The following is an 18,383-nucleotide window of genomic DNA, read 5'->3' on the forward strand; positions in this document are numbered from 1 at the left end:
GGACAGATCGCGCTGCCTGGCGCATTGAGGTGATGTCATGGACTATCAACTAAATTTTTCCGCGGTGTGGCAAAATTTTGATCTATTGCTCTCAGGCTTATGGCTGGGGATTACGTTAGCGTTAATTTCTATCGCTATTGGCTGCGCATTAGGATTAACGGCAGCATTCTGCATGCTGTCGAAAAACGCGGGTTTACGCTGGGCTGCGTCGCTATATGTTACCGTCGTACGAAATCTGCCGATCCTGATTTTGATTCTGATAATTTATTTCGCCTTGCCAGGTTTGGGCGTTCGTTTAGATCAACTCGGCTCGTTCATTGTCACGCTATCGCTATATGCCGGCGCCTATCTGGCGGAAGTGTTTCGGGCTGGCCTGTTGGGGATTCCATTAGGCCAACGAGAAGCGGGGCAGGCCATCGGCATGAAGGAGTGGCAAATCAAATGCTACATTATCATTCCGGTCATGTTTCGCAATGTACTGCCTTCCCTTAGCAATAACTTTATCTCCTTGTTCAAAGACACGTCGCTGGCTGCCGCTATTGCCGTGCCTGAGCTGACTTTTTACGCGCGAAAAATCAATTTGGAGAGTTATCGGGTGATCGAGACCTGGCTGATAACCAGCCTATTGTACATCGCGGCTTGCTACCTATTAGCTGCATTGTTGCGTGCGCTTGAGCACCGATTAGCGCTGACGCATTAAGGAGAAAAGATGAACGATCCCTTTAGCTGGTGGTATCAACTTTGGCAGGCAAAAACCACATTGGCACAGGGTTTTGCTATTACGGTATCCGGTTCAGTACTGGCGATTTTATTCGGTACATTGTTGGGCGCGGTAATAGGGCTATTGTTAAGTTATGGGCGTAGGCCGGTGCGGTGGCTGTTTCGATTTTATATTGATGTGATACGCGGCACACCTGTGTTGGTGCTGGTACTGGCCTGTTTTTATATTGCTCCGGCCCTGGGGTGGCATATCGGCGCTTTTGAATCTGGCGTCATAGCGCTATCGATGTTTTGCAGTTCTCATATGGCGGAAATAATTCGTGGAGCATTGCAGGCGATACCAAGAGGACAGAGTGAAGCCGCTAAGTCGATCGGCCTGACATTTTTTCAGGATCTTCGTTATGTCCAATTACCACAGGCGTTGCGGCAGATCTTGCCGACTTGGGTAAATTCTGCGGCGGAAATCGTCAAAGCATCAACACTGCTGTCCGTCATTGGCGTGGCCGAGTTATTGCTTAGTTCGCAGCAGGTAATCGCCCGCACGTTTATGACGCTGCCCTTTTATGCCTTTGCCGGGCTACTGTTCTTCATTATTAACTTCTCTATTGAGCGTTTGGGCCATCATCTGGAAAAGAAAGTGAGATTGCCATGAATCAGACACCGGGCATATTGGCTGACGTGCCACTTTTGAAAATCAATAATCTCCACAAGCGATATGATCAGGTTGACGTCCTTAAGGGGATCGATCTCACTCTTGCACGCGGTGATGTCGTGACGCTCATTGGTTCGAGCGGTTCAGGTAAAACCACGTTGCTACGCTGTGTGAATTTATTGGAAGAATTTCAGCAAGGCGAGATTTTACTTAACAATCAACCGATCGGTTACCACCAACAACAAAACCAGCGGATACGCCATTCTGAAAAAGTGATTGCACAGCATCGTGCTATGACGGGGATGGCGTTTCAGCAGTTCAATTTATTTCCGCACCTGACGGCACTACAGAATGTGACGCTTGGGCTACTGAAAGTGAAAAAAATGTCAAAGGATGAAGCGGTTAATACGGCGGAACATTGGTTGGCGCGCGTTGGTTTATTGGCGCGACGCGATCACTATCCTGGTCAATTATCCGGTGGTCAACAGCAGCGGGTTGCCATTGCCCGCGCTATTGCGATGAATCCAAGCCTAATGTTGTTTGATGAGGTGACGTCTGCGTTGGATCCTGAATTGGTCGGAGAAGTCCTGGCGGTGATCAAAAGCCTGGCGGAAGACGGCATGACCATGTTGCTGGTCACACATGAAATGCGCTTTGCTTACGAAGTCTCCGATCGAATTGTTTTTATGAATCAGGGACGTATTGAAGAGGAAGGTCATCCTAAACATATCTTTCATCAGCCAGCGTCCCCACGGTTGGCCGAGTTTATTAAGCATTCCCATTTTTAATCGATGAAAAAATCACAATGACAGGAGCGATAATATGAGTATTACCCGTTACGGTGCTGGTGAGCGTGGTGCTGGTGGTCAGCCGTTACCTTTCGCACGCGCAGTACAAGCGGATGGTTGGCTATACGTGTCTGGCCAGGTGGCGATGGAGAAAGGGGAGATTGTTGACGGCGGCATTATTGCGCAAACCCATAAAACCATGCAGAACGTGATCGCCATTCTTGAAGAGGCGGGATATGGTCTGGAGCACGTTGTTAGAGTTGGGGTCTGGTTGGACGATCCCCGGGATTTCTGGAGTTTTAATAACGTTTTCGCGGAATATTTCTCCCCTCATGCTCCCGCGCGTGCGTGCGTGCAATCCAGCATGATGGTGGATTGCAAAGTGGAAATTGACTGCATTGCTTATAAGCCAGTATAACTATCTGAAAGATAAGTAATAGCTGAAGGGGAAGTCATGACGGTTCCAGAGATAAAGCGGCGGGCGCGTGGGCTTGATCGCGCGTTTGAAATACTCGAGTACCTGAAGACACAACGGCAGCCGCTGCGGCCGCATGATATCGCCAAAGGCATCAATGCCCCGAAATCAACGGTGTATGAGCTGGTCGCGCTATTGCTGGCGCGGCGAATTCTTGAGTCGGTAGGGCATGATGGCCTGGTGTACCTCGGTAGAGAACTCTATTTTTTGGGGCAGGCGCACCTTAGCCATTTTGATTTTACTCGTGAATCCGATCGTTTTCTGCAGCAGATCGTCGAACGAACCCATGAAACCGCGCAGATGTGTCTGCTCAACGGGAGAAAATATAATGTTGCACTCATGCGCGAGGGGGAGCGGGCTTTCCGCATTTCCTCCGGCGTGGGTGAAGATATACCGATCCCCTGGACGGCGTCTGGACGATTGTTACTTGGGCACATGAGCGATGAAGCGATCCTCGAACTTGTTCCAACAGAGGACTTCACGTTACCAGACGGTTCAAGACTATCCACCGAGCAGTTTTTACAAGAAATCCGTCAAGCGCATCGAGACGGTTTTTTCTCTTTCGATAGCATAGCGGATACCTATACCCACTGTTTTGCGGCCGGCATTTACAATAGCCAGCATCAGTGTACGGCCACCTTTTGTATCGTGGCGCCGCGCGGAGATGCTTATATTAACCACGATCGTTACCGTAGCGTGTTGATGGAATGCGCACGGGCAATGGAGCAACGGTTGGCTGGAAAGCAAAACAGATAACTGAGATCACAAAATATGTCTCATTATGACAAAGGCCATGCCCGATTGGGCGATAGCCTGCTAAAGCAGGTCAGCTTGCCTACACTGGTGTTGCACCAGAGTGCGCTAAATCATAATTTGCGTTGGATGCAGACCTACGTCAATGCTCACCACGCACAATTAGCGCCGCATGGTAAAACCACCATGGCGCCCGCCCTTTTTCGACGTCAGTTAGAACAGGGCGCATGGGGAATTACCCTGGCGACAGCCGTGCAAAGCTCGGTCGCCTATGAGCACGGCGTGCGGCGGATTTTAATGGCCAACCAACTCGTGGGCGAACCCAATATGGCGATAATCGCCGACCTGTTGACACAAGACGGGCTGGAATTCCACTGCTTAGTGGAAAACCCGGATAATGTGCAAGCGCTCGGGGATTATTTTGGCGCTCGCGGGTTATCGCTAAACGTGATGTTGGAAATTGGCGTACCTCATGGCCGCTGTGGCTGTCGAAACGATCGGCAGATCAATGCGGTGCTGGCTGCTATCGAGGCATCCCCCGCGTTGGTATTAACAGGGATCGAAGGCTACGAGGGGGTGATCCACGGTGAGCAACCGGAAAGCGCGATCCGCGCCTTTGCCGCTTATCTGGTGGAAACCGCCGTAGCGCTACAGACGCAAGGAAAATTTGGCATCGCCCATCCTTATGTCACCGCATCTGGCTCCGCCTGGTATGATTTGATTGCTAACGAATTTGTTCGCTTACAGGCAGATAGGCTATTTACGCCGCTGTTGCGGCCCGGATGTTATCTGGTTCATGACCATGGATTATATAAAGCGGCGCAGGCTGGCGTGCTGCATCGTCATCCAGAGATGGACGCTGCGCTACTGCCTGCAATGGAGGTATGGGCCCATGTGCAATCCTTGCCAGAGCCGGGGTGCGCCATCATTGCATTTGGTAAGCGAGATATTGCGTTTGATGCGGGATATCCCGAACCGTTGCGCCACTATCCTTTAGGGAAAGAAAAATGTGATGCGGTGATCTTGGGGGCGGATTACCACATTACCGCGATGATGGATCAGCATGCTTATTTACAGATTCCACGAGAACATCATCTACGCGTTGGTGACATCATGGCGTTTGGAGCGTCTCACCCTTGTCTGACATTTGATAAGTGGCGACAGATCAACCTGGTCGATGATGATCTGAATGTCATTGAAATTATGCCAACCTTCTTTTGATCCGCCACGATCGCACGGTCATGTTCATGGGCCGTGCGATGAGATTTATCTCTAGTGCAAAACGGCGATGTATAACGCGTGATCTCTTCTAATGCAACGCCGTGCGGTCGGCAGTTTATCGAGAGATGAGTCCTTTGCCATATTGTTCAGTGCTATCATTAGCCGCTTTTGCGTATGTTCCTTTTGAGCGCTTTTTTCTGATTCATGGGTAAGGACGTTTCATGGCTTACTTCGATCCAACATTGTTAATTCTGCTTGTCCTCGCGGGGCTGGGTATCATCAGCCACAATATGACCGTCACGCTGGCGATTTTAGTGTTGCTGGCGATACGTATTACACCGTTGAATAGTTATTTCCCGTGGGTGGAAAAATATGGCCTGAGTATCGGTATCGTTATTTTGACGATTGGTGTGATGGCGCCGATTGCCAGTGGGAAAATTACCGCCAATGAAGTCATCCACTCCTTTTTGCATTGGAAATCCCTGCTGGCTATCCTCATTGGCGTTGTCGTGTCCTGGTTGGGTGGACGCGGCGTGTCGCTGATGAGCAATCAACCTTCCGTTGTGGCGGGGCTTCTGGTGGGGACGGTGATGGGCGTGGCGCTGTTTCGCGGCGTACCTGTTGGGCCGCTGATTGCCGCCGGGCTGCTCTCCTTACTGATTGGTAAAACCTGATCCGATGGGTGAGATGATGCGGCGTGATTTTCTCGCTAGCCAGCGTCAGCAGCACCGTTATGGCATCCGGCGATTGCTGGCGCTGAGTGGTGAAGCGGACTGGTGTGAACAGCAGGCGCTGGCGCTTAGTCGTCAATCAACTGGCGACTGGTTGTGGGTTAGCGAATCCCCGCCAGCTTCTGTTGTTTCGCTGCCAGCCAGTCGAGTACGGACGCTACTGGGACGCGAGTTGCTGCATGCGGTATTTGATGCGCGTAATGGCTTAGATGTTGAGGCGTTGGCGATGCTGTCCGGCACGTTACAGGCCGGTAGCTGGCTGATTATGCTGGTGCCGCCGTGGCAGTCATGGCCGACCTTGCCGGATGAAGACAGCCTGCGCTGGAGCGAACAAGACCAGCCGATTGCCACCCCGCGTTTTATCCATCATTTCCAGCGCCAACTGTTAGCCGACGAGGACGTGGTAGTCTGGCGACAGGGCCAGGATATTGTTATCCCGCCACTGGCCGTGCGCGCTGACTGGCAGTCGGCGAACGGTGAACCGACCACGCGACAGCAGCAGATTTTACAGGAACTGAGCGTCGCAGAATCGGGTGTATTTGTCATTACCGCACCGCGTGGGCGGGGAAAGTCGGCGCTGGCAGGCATGCTGACGCAGCGGAGCCATGGAACCTGTTGGATTACCGCACCTTCTCGCGCGGCGGCGGATATTATGCAACTGCACGCCTGTTCCGAAGCGCGATTTTGGGCACCGGATGCGCTGCTGGCGCACTGTTGCCTTCATGGCGCACCTGATATCGACTGGTTGTTAATTGATGAAGCGGCTGCGATTCCCACTTCCGTCCTCTCCGCGCTATTACCCTATTTTTCTCGCATTCTAATGACCACGACAGTGCAAGGGTATGAAGGTACGGGAAGAGGATTTTTGCTGAAATTTTGCGCGACATTGCCACAGTGTCGCGTGTTAACGTTGGACGATCCTTTGCGCTGGGCCGCGAACGATCCGTTGGAGCGGGTGTTGGATCGGTCACTGCTATTCAACGACGCTGACGTATATCATTCTCTGAGCCAACCTGGTTTTCAGTCCTGTGCGGAGCCTGAAATAAGAATTGAATGCGCCGAAGCGTGGTCGAACCATCCCGCACGCCTGACAAAGTGCTACGCGCTCCTGTGCAGCGCGCATTACCGTACTTCACCGCTGGATTTACGCCGCCTGATGGATGCGCCCGGCATGCACATCGTGAGCGCACAGATAGCGGGCAATATTTGTGGCGTCCTGTGGTTGCTGGAAGAAGGCGGGTTACCTGCCGCGTTGGCCCATGAAGTGTGGGCTGGTCGGCGGCGACCGCGCGGAAATTTGGTGGCACAGTCGCTGGCGGCGCACGCGGGTTTGTGGCATGCGCCGACGTTGCGTGGCCGTCGCGTAAGTCGCATTGCCGTTATGTCATCGTCCCGTCGGCGAGGAATAGGTAAGGCGCTAATCGCCGTGCAGATGCGTGAAGCACAGCAACAGGCGCTGGATTATCTGTCAGTGAGTTTCGGTTATCAGCCAGATCTGTGGGCATTTTGGCAATCTTGTGGATTTCAACTGGTGCGTATTGGCAGTCATCTTGAGGCCAGCAGCGGCTGCTACAGTGCGATGGCGGTGCTGCCGCTGAGTGAGGCGGGGCGCCAACTGGCGCAGCAGGGTCACCAGCAGTTGGCGCGCGACTGGCGTTGGTTGCAGCGCCAGATCCCACTAAGCCTTGCGCTGCCGCAGGCAGGCGATACCGAACTGAATGAAGATGACTGGCGAGAACTGGCGGGGTTTGCGTTTGCGCATCGACCGATGGAAGCTAGCTTCGCCGCGCTTTGTCGATTGATGGAACACACCCTCCTACCGTCACCAGCGCTACGCTTACTGGTGGAGGCACCGACCGACGACGTGCGGATAGCGACGACGCTGGGGTTAAGTGGCAGAAAAGCGCTTCTGAAACGCTGGCGCGCAGAAACCGCCAATGCACTACACGATCTTGATGCGCGGCGCTGTGAGCGCTGGCGGGCGCAAGCGCTCCCCGCTCATGTGACAGAGGATGCGTCTCATCCCCGAAACGCATCATTATGACGATGCCAATAATGGCATGACTACTGTGGTGTTTTGAAAGCAGGTGTCTGGCGAAGTAATTCCCACAGAGCTTCCTGCAAGGCGCTCTTTTGCGCTTCTAGCAATTGTGGATAGCGTTGATAAAATAGATCCTCTTTGGCGGAAAATTCAGCGTTTTCCTGCCGCCATTGTTCACGTAACTGGGTTATTTGCTCTCGTGTTAGCTGTCGATTTGGCGAGGTATTTTCCTGTTTTTCGAACCAGGCTTCCCGCTTAGCAGGAATGGCGCGTTCCGCAGTATCCCATCCGTCGTTAATTTGTAGAAACTGTGCCAGGGTGAAGCCAAGTGTAATGCTAATGCTCCGCCAGCTATCGGCATCGGATGCAGCAGGCGGCGGCGATAGGCTGGCGAGTATTGTCGCAATATTTTTTTCCAGTCCCAATTCACTGGGGGCTGCTTCTTCCCAGCTTATCGCCTGCTGATGCAGAGCCGTCCATTCGCTTTCCGCTACCACTTCACCCGCTAACAACCGTGAAATGGCGTGAGTCCACTGCTGGCGCAGGCTGTCGACGGTTTTATCTGCCAGACAGTCAGACCACGGATTTCCCTCGTGACTTAACCAATGGTGCATCCATTGCAGCGCGACGCCCTCTACGGCTTTTCCCGGCGTGAGCGCGGTGAAAAGCGCGTCAACTTGCGCCGGTGTGGTGCTCGGTATTTTCTCCAGCAGCAGGCCGAGTGCGGCAGGCAGGCCGGTAACCCGCTCGAAGATGCGAATGTCTGCATTGTGTGCTAATACGGCAGAAACCGAGCCTTTGTTGTCCTGCCAGTAGGGAGCGACGGCGTGTTCAATATCGCCGTCTGCTGCATGTTGGCGCAGTCGCTGGTGGAGAAAAGCATGCAGAGAAGCATCACCATAGAACGCGCCCCACGTTATGCGACCATCTGCCAGCGGTTGCACGGTGTTCTGCATCGCAATATGGTGCGACTCCAGCCAACCGCGTAGCTGTGCCAGTGTTTTCACTCCGATCTGCCGGGAGATTTCCTGTCCGCTTTTAAACAGCAGCAGCGTAGGAATGCCGCGTACCCCAAAACGCTGCATCAGTGCCGGATATTGCTCTACATCCAACTTGGCGATGGTCAGGTTATCAGGCGTGTTGTCGGCAATCGTGTTTAGCAGAGGAGCCAGCGTTTTACACGGCTGGCACCAGGGAGCCCAGAGGTCGAGCAGAATGGGCTTGTCGCTCGTCGTGAGCAACGCATCCAGCGAGGTGTCGCTGGCGGTGATAATGGTGTCTGACATGGTGTCTCCGTTCAGAGAGAATCGTAAGTAAATTAGGTCGGGGAACAATCAACCGTGGCAATACGGCTTACTGCGAGCCGCCTACGGTCATGTTGTCAATGCGAAGCGTTGGCTGGCCGACGCTGACGGGCAATGACTGTCCTTCTTTGGTACATGCGATATTGCCGTCATCCAGGGCCAGATCGTTGCCTACCATTGCGACGTGCAGCAGCGCTTCTGGTCCGTGGCCAATCAAGGTGGCGCCTTTAACCGGCCGAGTGACACGGCCATTCTCGATCAGGTAGGCTTCCGTGGTGGAAAAGACATATTTCCCACTGCTGATATCAACCTGCCCGCCGCCGAAGCCAACGGCATAGAGACCGTTTTTAACCGAGGCGATCACTTCTTCGGCTGGATACTGCCCCGCCAGCATGTAGGTGTTGGTCATACGCGGCAGTGGTAATGTGGAATAGGACGAGCGACGCGCGTTGCCTGTTAGGGCGGTCTTCATCAGTTTGGCGTTTAGGCTGTCCTGTAAATAGCCGCGCAGGATACCGTCTTCAATTAGTGTCGTGCATTGCGATGGTGTGCCTTCATCATCCACATGCAGCGAGCCGCGTCGGTTAGCGAGCGTGCCGTCATCCACGACGGTAATACCTGGCGCGGCGACGCGTTCTCCTAACAAGCTGGAAAAAGCAGAACTGCCTTTGCGGTTAAAATCGCCTTCCAGTCCGTGTCCTATGGCTTCATGCAGTAGGATGCCGGGTGAACCAGCGCCGAGGATCACGCTATAGGTGCCTGCTGGCACTGGGCTGGCGCCCAAATTATTTAGTGCCTGATCGACGGCTTGATTAACCCAGTGGCTGACCGTTTCTTCGGTAAAAAATCCATAATTGAGCCGCCGTCCGCCACCGCTGGAGCCATTCTCACGGCGACCCTGTTGCTCGACCACCACATTGATGACCAAATTCACCAGCGGACGAACGTCGGCAGCGAGTCGGCCGTCATGCCGGGCGATAAGAATGGTTTCATGCGAGGCGTTCAGGTAGGCCGTTACCTGCGTCACTCGGGGATCGCGGGCACGCGCCTGACGATCGATCGAAAACAGCAACTGGCGTTTATGTTCTTCCGTGATCGCGAGCAAGGGATTGTCTGACGGGTAGAGCGTGGCAGCACTGTGTGGCAATGATGCCGGTAAGGCCACGCTGGCGGCTTGCCCCTGACGGCTGATTTCTCTTACGGTACTGGCGGCCTGGAGAATGGCCTGCGGACTAAGATCGTTGGTGTAGGAAAAGGCGGTTTTCTCACCACTGACGGCGCGGACGCCAACGCCCTGATCGCGGCTAAATCCTGTTGGGCGCACAATACCATTTTCTATCTGCCAGCCTTCATGCTGGCGGCGTTGAAAATAGAGATCGGCATAGTCTACCTGGCGCTGCATGATGTGGTTTAGTGCGTGTGTTATCTCTGTCGTTTCCAGCGAAAATGCCGACAGCGCAGGTGAGACGGGGGTCGTGGTGGCGTGTATGGCCATGATGATGATCCTGTTTCTGTGACGCGATGTGGGATTACTGCCCGGCGATCTGCATCTCTTCAATCAATAGAGAACCGCAGGAGAGATTGCCCTGCGTGTGGATATCCGCGCCGAGCGCGACGCATTGCAGAAGCAGCGTTTTCAGGTTGCCTGCAATGGTGATTTCTTCGACCGGATACTGAATGTCGCCGTTTTCGACCCAAAATCCTGCTACCCCCTGTGAATAATCGCCTGTCATAGGGTTAAGCCCGTGCCCCAGCAGTCTGGTCACCAGTAGCCCTGTGTGCATACGGCGCAGTAGCGTCGGTAAATCATCGGCGGGGTGGTTCTGATTGCTACTAACGGTGAGGTTATAGGCACCGCCTGCGTGTCCAGTAGTCATCAATCCCAGTCGCCGAGCGCTATAGCTGGAGAGAAAATAGCCCTGAGCGATACCGTCGCGGATGACGTGGCGCGGAACGGCGGCGACGCCTTCGGCATCAAAGCAGGCGCTGGCCAGCGCGCCGGGAATTAACGGGTTTTCATACAAGCTCAGATGCGGGGCGATGATGGTGTCTCCGAGGCACTGACCCAGAAACGATGAGGAACGGTAGAGTGATGTTCCGCTCAACGCACCGATCAGATGATGAATTAAGCTGTGTGCCGCAGGCGCTTCAAACAACACCGGACAGCGACGGGTTGACAGCTTTTTTGCCCCAAGTTGAGCCATTGCGCGCCGCGCCGCAGTATGGCCGATAGCTTCCGGCTCTGCCAATTGCGAAGGTGCTCGGCCGACGGTGTACCAAAAGCCCTGCTGGCGTTGCGAATCATTACGGGCAATCGCGTGGCTCCACAGCGTGTGCAACGACGTCGGGTAGCCTGCGGCAAAGCCGGCGGAGTTCGCCAGAATAAAGTCACTCTGCTGCGAGGTGATTTCCGTACTTTCACTGTAGCTATGCTCGTGTGTACTATTGGCAGCCTGCTCGGCACGTAGCGCCAGCGCCAGCGCTTGCTCAACTGTCAGCGTATCGGAGCTGTGTAGCGCAAGATCGTAAATATCGCGCGCAAAATGCTGTGGTTCCGGCAGACCGTTACAGGGGTCCTCATCGGCGTATTTTGCCAGCGTGATGGCTTCGTCCACCGCATCTCTTAATGCTTCCCGGCTAAATAAGGTAGATGACACACTCCCCGCCCGTTGGCCGAAGTAGACTGTGACAGACAAAAAGCGACTGTGGTTTTGCGTCAGCGTATCAATATCGCCGTTCCTAACGCGTATTGTTCGGCTGTTCCCCTGCGAGACATGCACTACTGCCTGACTGGCGCCTTTGGCGGCCGCGAAGTCCAGCACTTCACCTGCCAGCGACTGAAGCGTATCGGTTTGTGGCGAAGCAAGAACGGGAGAATCATCAAGAAAAGGCATCATTGGTATCCATGCGTTGCAGTGTTCTACTGGTGATGTGCAACAAGAAAAGAAAAGCGTCACCGCATTGCGAAACTTTTTTACGTTGGGGGGAGTGAAGTAAAAAGTCTTGGCACACTGATGCCAGAGAAACGGTCAGCATCAGTGCGCAAAATGTGATCAGGGGTTTTTTACCGGTTGCAGGACGAAATCGATTTTGTTCAGGCCGCGCTGCTGGGCGCTGGTCATGACATACGCCACCCGACCATACTCGACTGCCTGATCGGCAAATAGCCGTATATTGGGGTGAGCGCCTTCGGCCGATGCGGCATCAAGTTTGGCGATCAACTGCGCATCATCAATCGCTTCTTTATTCCAATTAATCTGTCCCGTCGCGGTAATCGCGATGTCTACCGCTTGTGGATCCTTTGTGATTTTCTCTACGCTGGCTCGTGGTAGTTCCACTTTCACGGCGTGGTTGATGACTGGCAGGGTAATCATAAACACGATTAGCAACACCAGCATGACATCGATAAACGGCGTCATGTTGATGTCGTTAAGCAGCGCGTCTTCCTGGCTTTCAAACGGGGACGTCATACTCATAGCGGCATTCCTCTTCAGGCTGAGCGTTCTACGGGGTGCACAGATTCATACTGCGCTGTTGTGCTATCCAAGCCAGTAAGGCTAGTGTCCACGCGTGAGCCCGTCAGTAGGTATGCATGGAGGTCGTGCGCAAAGCGATTCATAGCATGCAGTACGATGCGATTGCGGCGGTTAATGGCGTTGAACCCTAAAACAGCGGGAATCGCTACGAACAAACCAAACGCGGTCATGATTAGCGCTTCGCCAACAGGGCCTGCAACTTGCGCTAGATCGGGTTGGCCGATGGTGCTGATGGTTTGCAGGGCGTGAAAAATACCCCATACGGTACCCAATAGGCCGATAAACGGTGCGGTACTGCCGATGGAGGCCAATGTTCCCAGTCCTGATTGCAGTTTTCCGGCATTAGTGTCCAGTGTGTTACCCAGACCGCGTACCAGCCAGTCGCTGAGATCGACATGCCCGCCGAGTGTAGACGAAAATTTATTCGGATGTTTGAGTAATGCATGGCCTTCAATCACCAGATCGCGGAATGGGTTAAAACGTTGTTTACCCAATTTTTCTATGCTTTCTTGCAGGTTGGTAGCTTGCCAAAAGGTGTGACGGCTGCACTGCACGCTCTTGTTCAGCATGAGTAGCTGACGCGCTTTAAGCAGCATGACCGTCCATGACAATAGCGACATGATCAGCAGAATGATAGCTACCGAGTGGGTAACTATATCGCCCTGTTGCCAAAAATGGTGGATATCTAACGTGTTCATTTATGACCTCTTTTACAATAACCTGATTCGGGTGTGTCTGCAAAATGGCGGTTATGCCATTGCCGCTCTGGTGCTTTCTTAGTGAGCCAGCCGGAAATTGATGGGCTGGATCGTCATGACAGTAATAGCCTGGCCGTTTTCGCGGTAAGGCGTACAACGTGCCTGCGCCACAGCATTAACTGCAGCCTGATCGAGCATGTCATGGCCGCTGCTGCGGGCAATGTCATGCCGAATCAAACGTCCTTCTGGGTTAATCACCAGACGCACGAGTACGTCGCCTTCCTGCCGAAGACGTTTGGCGCGACGGGGATAATCAGGTTGCGGGACGACGCAGCCCACGGAGGCTACCTGCTTAGGTTGTGCACCTGGGCTATTGTGCATCAGATTGCCTTTGCTGACGGTGGTGACTGATCCTGCCGCGGCCTCTGGTCTTGCGGGGACGGCTTCCGGCGCTGGACGCGCCGCAGGCTGACGTTCGGCGGTTGTTTTTGGGCGGACAGGCTGTGGTTTTACCACGGGCTTCACAGGCGGCTGGTGGACTACTTTTTTGACCGGCGGTGGTGGCGTTGGCTGTTCCTTAACGATCGCTTTTTCGGGAACCGGCGCAATCTCGCGTTCTCCCTGTTCCGACGTCAGCACGGGTGGCTCCGGCGATGGTTCGGGAATAGGCTCTGGTACTGGCGCTTCCACCATCGTAGCCTGAATGCTCACGCTGGCGGCCGGATTAAGCAGATTGATCGGTGTGTATTCGGTCGTACGAGTGATGAGCAGGGCGATGACGCTCGCATGGACAAGTGCGACGGTCAGAAAGCTGAGCGCTATCTTCCCTATTTCTCCCCGAACAGGCGTTGCCACCATCATGTTATGTGACGGCTGGATAAGGGAGACATCATGCTGTACGGCGAGAGCCGCATCAACATGGGCGTTTAATGACGGGTGTTGCATGGATGCCTGTTGCACGTTTTCCTCTGTTGCTCTTGCTTACGGTATCGAATGCTTCATTCAGCCTCGATCATCGGAGGGGGAATGACCTCTATTAACGATGTGCAACGAGGCGGAAAAAGTGTCACCACTCGCATGAAATATTTTGCTTGATTACCGTTTATGTCGGTTTGGCGGCGCGGATATGTATCCAATAATCGGTGGTATGCACAATGGCGATAGGCATGGTTTGCGCCAGCGAATCCAGTGTGTAGTTCAGGTTATCTAACGGAAAATTACCGCTGACGCGTAGATCGGCGATAGTGGGATCCAAGCGGATGATTCCGGGAGTGTAATCACGCAGTGCGCTGATGACTGAAGCCAAAGAGCGATCGTGAACTTCCAGACGCCCCTGCATCCAGGCGCTTTCCGCTTCCGATGCGACGGCAACCTGATAGAGCGTTGAATGATCGAACCATACGCCCTGGCCGGCATGAAGCCTCAGGCTTTGCCCCGCACGGTTAGTCACTTTGGCAATATTGTCCAGCACACCGACATGTACGCCACCACTTTCATAGCGCACGTTTATATTGGCCTGAAGTGCGACGATATTGCCCATCTGGGTATCAATAATAAAAGGGCGTTGGGTATCCGGTTTAATTTTCGCAAAGATACCGCCGTTGAAAACCCCGATCTGACGGATGCTATTCTTTGGCTCAATATTGATGTCGACGGCGGTACGTGCATTCAACATGAGCGTACTGCCATCGCTGAGTGGAACTTGCTGGCGCTGCGCTGTAGCGGTTTTTACATCGGACAAAAGCGGCGACAGAGGATAGTGCTGATTAAGCAACAGGCTGCTTAACGAGGCGATAGCGACCATCCCCAACCCGTATTGCAGGGCTTTGCGTCGGCCAGATGGTGCCAATAGCGCTTGTCGGATAGGCTCATGGGGGAGCGCGGCAAGCAGCGGCTGAAATTTCCCCAGCGTTTGCTCGATACGTTGGCAGGCGCGCTCATGCAACGCGTTCTCATATCGCCAGCGGCGATACTCATCATAATCGGTCTGGGTCGCCTCACCCGAACGCAGTAGCACCATCCATTCAATCGCCTGCTCGACAATTGGGTCACCTATGTGTTGTCGTGCCATGTGGTTCACCTATAAGTCACTGCTGTCCTGCGTGGCCAAATAGCAGTTGGTCAGCGCTTTGGCAATGTATTTTCTGACCATACTGACGGAGACATCGAGTTGTATGGCAATGTTTGCATAGGTCATGCCATCGAGCTGGCTTAATAAAAAGGCCTGCCTAGCTTTGAGGGAGAGTCCATCCAGCGCTTGATCGATGGTAAACAGCGCCTCCAGTAATAGCGATTGTTCTTCCGGTGATGGGTGGTGAAACTCTGGTTTACTCGCCAGCGCTGTTAGATAGGCTCTTTCCAGATCGCGCCGACGCCAATTTTCATACAGTACGCGCTTGGCGAGGGTTGTTAACATCGCGCGCGGTTCTTGTACGTTGGCGAGATTCGGCAGAGAGGCTAAACGCAGAAAGGCCTCGGAAGCGACATCTTCCGCTTCACAGCCATAGGCAATACGACGGCGTAATTTTTCCGTTAGCCAGCGATAATCGCTGCGAAATATCAGCGACAGCAAGTCGGGTTTTTTAACAGCCTCTGTGTACATGGGCATCCTCAGTAACATAACTCACGACGTAAGCAGATAATCTTTGAATCGGGGTAATTCGAGGCCGCAAACAGCGAAAACAACAATAAGTCCTATATTGCGTTTTAAGACAAAACACGGATGAGTCAAACAACGTTTTTCTTATATGTTTATTTACAATTGTTATGTTACTAAGAAAGTTGTAAAAATTTTTTCGCGCATTTTGATATGACGAGGTGATAAAGCCCTTTCGAAGGACTATTGATGGCATTTCCCATATATCTAATGCATTGAATGGTGGAAGAACGGAGAATTCGTTTTTTAAATCAACGCTAATCTTATTGAAGGAAAATTAATTCATAAAAAAAATCTATTCCTGCTGTCACTTTTTCATCGTCATTGCACAACTCATACGAAGACCAATAAAAACTGATTTTTTTGAAGCGATTGACGAGGGAAAAATGAAAAAACGCAATGCTGCCTCGCCCATTCTGGGATTGGGTTTTAAGAAACGCTTATTTTTCACTAATATGCTGGCAATCAATTCTACGCTATTCATCGGTGTAACAGCGACGCCCATGAGTGTCTATGCCGCCAGTGAGAATGATACGATCGCGTTTTCTATTCCAGCAGGCGATCTGCAAAAAGGCTTATTGGCTATTGCCAGTCAAAGCAAACAGACTCTCTCTTTTAATCCTGCGCTGGTGGCGAATTACCAGAGTGCCGCACTTAATGGTAACTATTCTACGCGTCAGGCGATCCTGCGCTTACTGCAAGGTACGCCGCTATTACTGACAACGACGGACAATGGCACGTTAACTATTGTGTCTTCCCGCGCTAACGATGCTGAAATGGCATTGGTCGGCGATAAAACGTTGCCCGCGATTACCGTTAGTGCAAGTAGTGAAGATGAAACGGTATTAAACCCTAGCACCTCATCTTCCGCATTACGCACCAGCACGTCGTTACAGCAAACGGCACAGTCGGTTCAGGTGATCAGTAATAAATTGATTAACGCTCGTCAGGCGACTTCGCTGGAAGAGGCGCTGAAAAACTCAGGGAGCGTGGTTACTATCCAGTCAAACCGTGGTACGCCCACATACTGGATGCGCGGTTATGCTGTCACGTCTGGTGCGACGGACGGCCTGTCGGGATCCAGCAATGCGGGCATCGGCCAAGGGACGGCAATCGAAGGCATTGAGCGCGTAGAAGTGTTAAAAGGGCCGCAGTCGGTGCTAGCGGGGAGTAGTTCCGCAGCAGGAACGATAAATGTCGTACGTAAAAAACCGGTAACCGAACCATTGCATGTGCTCAAAGTTGAAGCCGCTCGCTACGGTGAGTTTAAAACGGCTATCGATCTGGGCGGGGCACTGACGGATGATAAAGCGTTTAGTTACCGTTTGAATGCCTCAACCATGAAATCTCAGCATGCCTTCCCTGATTATAATGGCAATCATGGCGATTACTTCGCACCGGCACTCACATGGCGGAATGATAATACGCGTATCACGATTGGTGCAGAGGCTAATCAGATGCGTCAGTCTGGCCCTGCTGGGACGATTTATGCTAACGGAAAGATACAGAAGCTACCGGAATATCGTCTGGGAGATAAAGACGATCATAATAAGATGAAAACGACGAATGCTTATTATGATCTGGAGCAAAAGCTTACTGGTGATTGGACATTTAACAGTAAAGCGGGTTTCCAAAGCACGGCATCTCAGATGAAGATGAACGAAGCGCTCGAGATTGCAGCGAATGGCGACAAAACTAGCCATCCATTGGCCTATAAATCCACCAATCAGACATGGAGCCTGCAAAACGATATTCGTGGCAAAATCAAAACCGGGCCTGTCACGCAGACGCTACTGATCGGCCATGATTATAAGCATGAGCGTTATGCTAGCTATGACGGTGATTTTATTTTGCTGAACAATGGCAATGTGTACAACCCAGATTCGTTAGTATTCCCCGGCATCGGTGAGCCAAGCAGCAGAACTTACACTACCAAGTTGATTCAAAGTGGTCTCCTGTTACAAGATCAGATTGATGTCTTTGACCGTCTGCATTTCCAACTGGCGCTTAAGCGCTCGACATGGAATAACTCTTACCTGATAGGATCAATAGCCTCAACATATACCGCTACGAAGTGGATCCCCAATTATGGTGTCAGTTTCGACATCACACCGGACATCACGATTTATGCCAACTTGCTGAATAGTTTTAGCGGCAGCGCACAAGTCTCACGTTCAGGCGCTCAGCTTCCGCCGACGACGGGGCAGTCGAAAGAAGCCGGACTAAAGTTTAACCTGCTCGACGACAATCTAACGTTAACGACGGCGGTATTCAGTATTGAACAGAAAAACTTGACGGTAAGCGATAGCAGTGGTTTCCCTATTGCGACTACGGGGCGAAAAAGTGAAGGTTTTGATGTTGACCTGAACGGTTCTCTGTTGCCGGGGTGGGATGTGACAGCGAGCTATACCTATTCGGAAAACAAGGATCCGACCACGATTCTTTCCAGCAGCACCAATACACCTCGTCATTCTGTTAACGCCTGGACCTCTTATGAAATACAGTCCGGTAGTTATCAGGGGATGGGGGCTTCAATTGGTGTGAATGGCTCTTCAGGTGTGCAAAACAGTAGGGACAGTCAAGATATTAAGGTAGGGAGCCAGTTTTCAACAGATGCATCCATATTTTATCGTCAGCCTGATTGGTCTCTCACATTAGGTGTTAATAACGTCTTCGATCGTGATATCTACTACATCAGCTCGACGCCGCTATATATCGGGGTGAAAGAAGGGCGGACATGGCGCCTTACCGGGACGTATTCGTTCTGATAATCCGTTAGGCGAAAACGAGCACGGACATTCACACGAA

At 52.5% G+C, this 18,383-nt stretch carries 17 protein-coding genes; 9 read left to right on the top strand and 8 right to left on the bottom strand.

Going from position 1 to position 18,383, the window contains the following annotated elements; translation table 11 throughout:
• Positions 1-37 precede the first annotated feature (37 nt).
• From RFN81_RS05015 to RFN81_RS05050, 8 genes are all read left to right on the top strand, one after another.
• Positions 38-700, top strand: coding sequence for an amino acid ABC transporter permease (locus RFN81_RS05015; protein WP_264498064.1), 663 nt, complete (start codon positions 38-40; stop codon positions 698-700).
• Positions 701-709: 9 nt separating this feature from the next.
• Positions 710-1,372 carry an amino acid ABC transporter permease gene (locus tag RFN81_RS05020; RefSeq protein WP_264498065.1) on the top strand — a complete coding sequence of 221 codons (663 nt, stop codon included), beginning with the start codon at positions 710-712 and terminating at the stop codon, positions 1,370-1,372.
• Positions 1,369-2,160 (top strand): amino acid ABC transporter ATP-binding protein, encoded by a 792-nt coding sequence (locus RFN81_RS05025; protein WP_264498066.1) that lies wholly within the window; start codon positions 1,369-1,371, stop codon positions 2,158-2,160. The genes RFN81_RS05020 and RFN81_RS05025 overlap by 4 nt, the downstream gene beginning before the upstream one ends.
• A gap of 34 nt (positions 2,161-2,194) precedes the next feature.
• A complete protein-coding gene (locus RFN81_RS05030; RefSeq protein WP_264498067.1) occupies positions 2,195-2,578 on the top strand; it encodes a RidA family protein in 384 nt (127 codons plus the stop codon).
• Positions 2,579-2,614: 36 nt separating this feature from the next.
• Positions 2,615-3,391, top strand: a complete 777-nt coding sequence (locus tag RFN81_RS05035) for an IclR family transcriptional regulator (RefSeq protein WP_264498068.1) — start codon at positions 2,615-2,617, stop codon at positions 3,389-3,391.
• A gap of 15 nt (positions 3,392-3,406) precedes the next feature.
• Complete coding sequence (locus tag RFN81_RS05040; protein WP_264498069.1) at positions 3,407-4,609, top strand: amino acid deaminase; 1,203 nt, start codon at positions 3,407-3,409, stop codon at positions 4,607-4,609.
• Positions 4,610-4,830: 221 nt separating this feature from the next.
• Entirely contained in the window at positions 4,831-5,283 is a 453-nt protein-coding gene (locus RFN81_RS05045; RefSeq protein ID WP_264498070.1) for a DUF441 domain-containing protein, read from the top strand.
• A gap of 13 nt (positions 5,284-5,296) precedes the next feature.
• A complete protein-coding gene (locus RFN81_RS05050) occupies positions 5,297-7,384 on the top strand; it encodes a tRNA(Met) cytidine acetyltransferase TmcA (protein ID WP_264498880.1) in 2,088 nt (695 codons plus the stop codon).
• 20 nt (positions 7,385-7,404) lie between these two features.
• On the opposite strand, the gene trxA is transcribed toward RFN81_RS05050, so the two are convergent.
• The 8 genes from trxA to RFN81_RS05090 form a co-directional block, all read right to left on the bottom strand.
• Entirely contained in the window at positions 7,405-8,667 is a 1,263-nt protein-coding gene (gene trxA / locus RFN81_RS05055; protein WP_264498071.1) for a thioredoxin, read from the bottom strand.
• A 67-nt stretch (positions 8,668-8,734) separates the two neighbouring features.
• Positions 8,735-10,180 carry a metalloprotease TldD gene (gene tldD / locus RFN81_RS05060; protein WP_264498072.1) on the bottom strand — a complete coding sequence of 482 codons (1,446 nt, stop codon included), beginning with the start codon at positions 10,178-10,180 and terminating at the stop codon, positions 8,735-8,737.
• A gap of 34 nt (positions 10,181-10,214) precedes the next feature.
• The gene (locus RFN81_RS05065; protein WP_264498073.1) at positions 10,215-11,582 is read right to left on the bottom strand and encodes a TldD/PmbA family protein; all 1,368 of its coding nucleotides are present in this window, start codon (positions 11,580-11,582) and stop codon (positions 10,215-10,217) included.
• A 156-nt stretch (positions 11,583-11,738) separates the two neighbouring features.
• A complete protein-coding gene (locus RFN81_RS05070; protein WP_264498074.1) occupies positions 11,739-12,161 on the bottom strand; it encodes an ExbD/TolR family protein in 423 nt (140 codons plus the stop codon).
• A 14-nt stretch (positions 12,162-12,175) separates the two neighbouring features.
• Positions 12,176-12,919, bottom strand: coding sequence for a MotA/TolQ/ExbB proton channel family protein (locus tag RFN81_RS05075; RefSeq protein ID WP_264498075.1), 744 nt, complete (start codon positions 12,917-12,919; stop codon positions 12,176-12,178).
• Positions 12,920-12,997: 78 nt separating this feature from the next.
• Positions 12,998-13,879 (bottom strand): energy transducer TonB, encoded by an 882-nt coding sequence (locus RFN81_RS05080; protein WP_264498076.1) that lies wholly within the window; start codon positions 13,877-13,879, stop codon positions 12,998-13,000.
• 142 nt (positions 13,880-14,021) lie between these two features.
• Positions 14,022-14,990, bottom strand: coding sequence for a FecR family protein (locus RFN81_RS05085; RefSeq protein WP_264498077.1), 969 nt, complete (start codon positions 14,988-14,990; stop codon positions 14,022-14,024).
• A 9-nt stretch (positions 14,991-14,999) separates the two neighbouring features.
• Complete coding sequence (locus tag RFN81_RS05090; RefSeq protein ID WP_264498078.1) at positions 15,000-15,521, bottom strand: sigma-70 family RNA polymerase sigma factor; 522 nt, start codon at positions 15,519-15,521, stop codon at positions 15,000-15,002.
• Positions 15,522-15,961: 440 nt separating this feature from the next.
• Between RFN81_RS05090 and RFN81_RS05095 the strand changes: the two genes are divergently transcribed.
• Entirely contained in the window at positions 15,962-18,343 is a 2,382-nt protein-coding gene (locus RFN81_RS05095) for a TonB-dependent siderophore receptor (RefSeq protein ID WP_264498079.1), read from the top strand.
• The last annotated feature ends 40 nt before the right edge of the window (positions 18,344-18,383 follow it).

This window comes from Pectobacterium cacticida (genome assembly GCF_036885195.1).
Taxonomy (GTDB): domain Bacteria; phylum Pseudomonadota; class Gammaproteobacteria; order Enterobacterales; family Enterobacteriaceae; genus Pectobacterium; species Pectobacterium cacticida.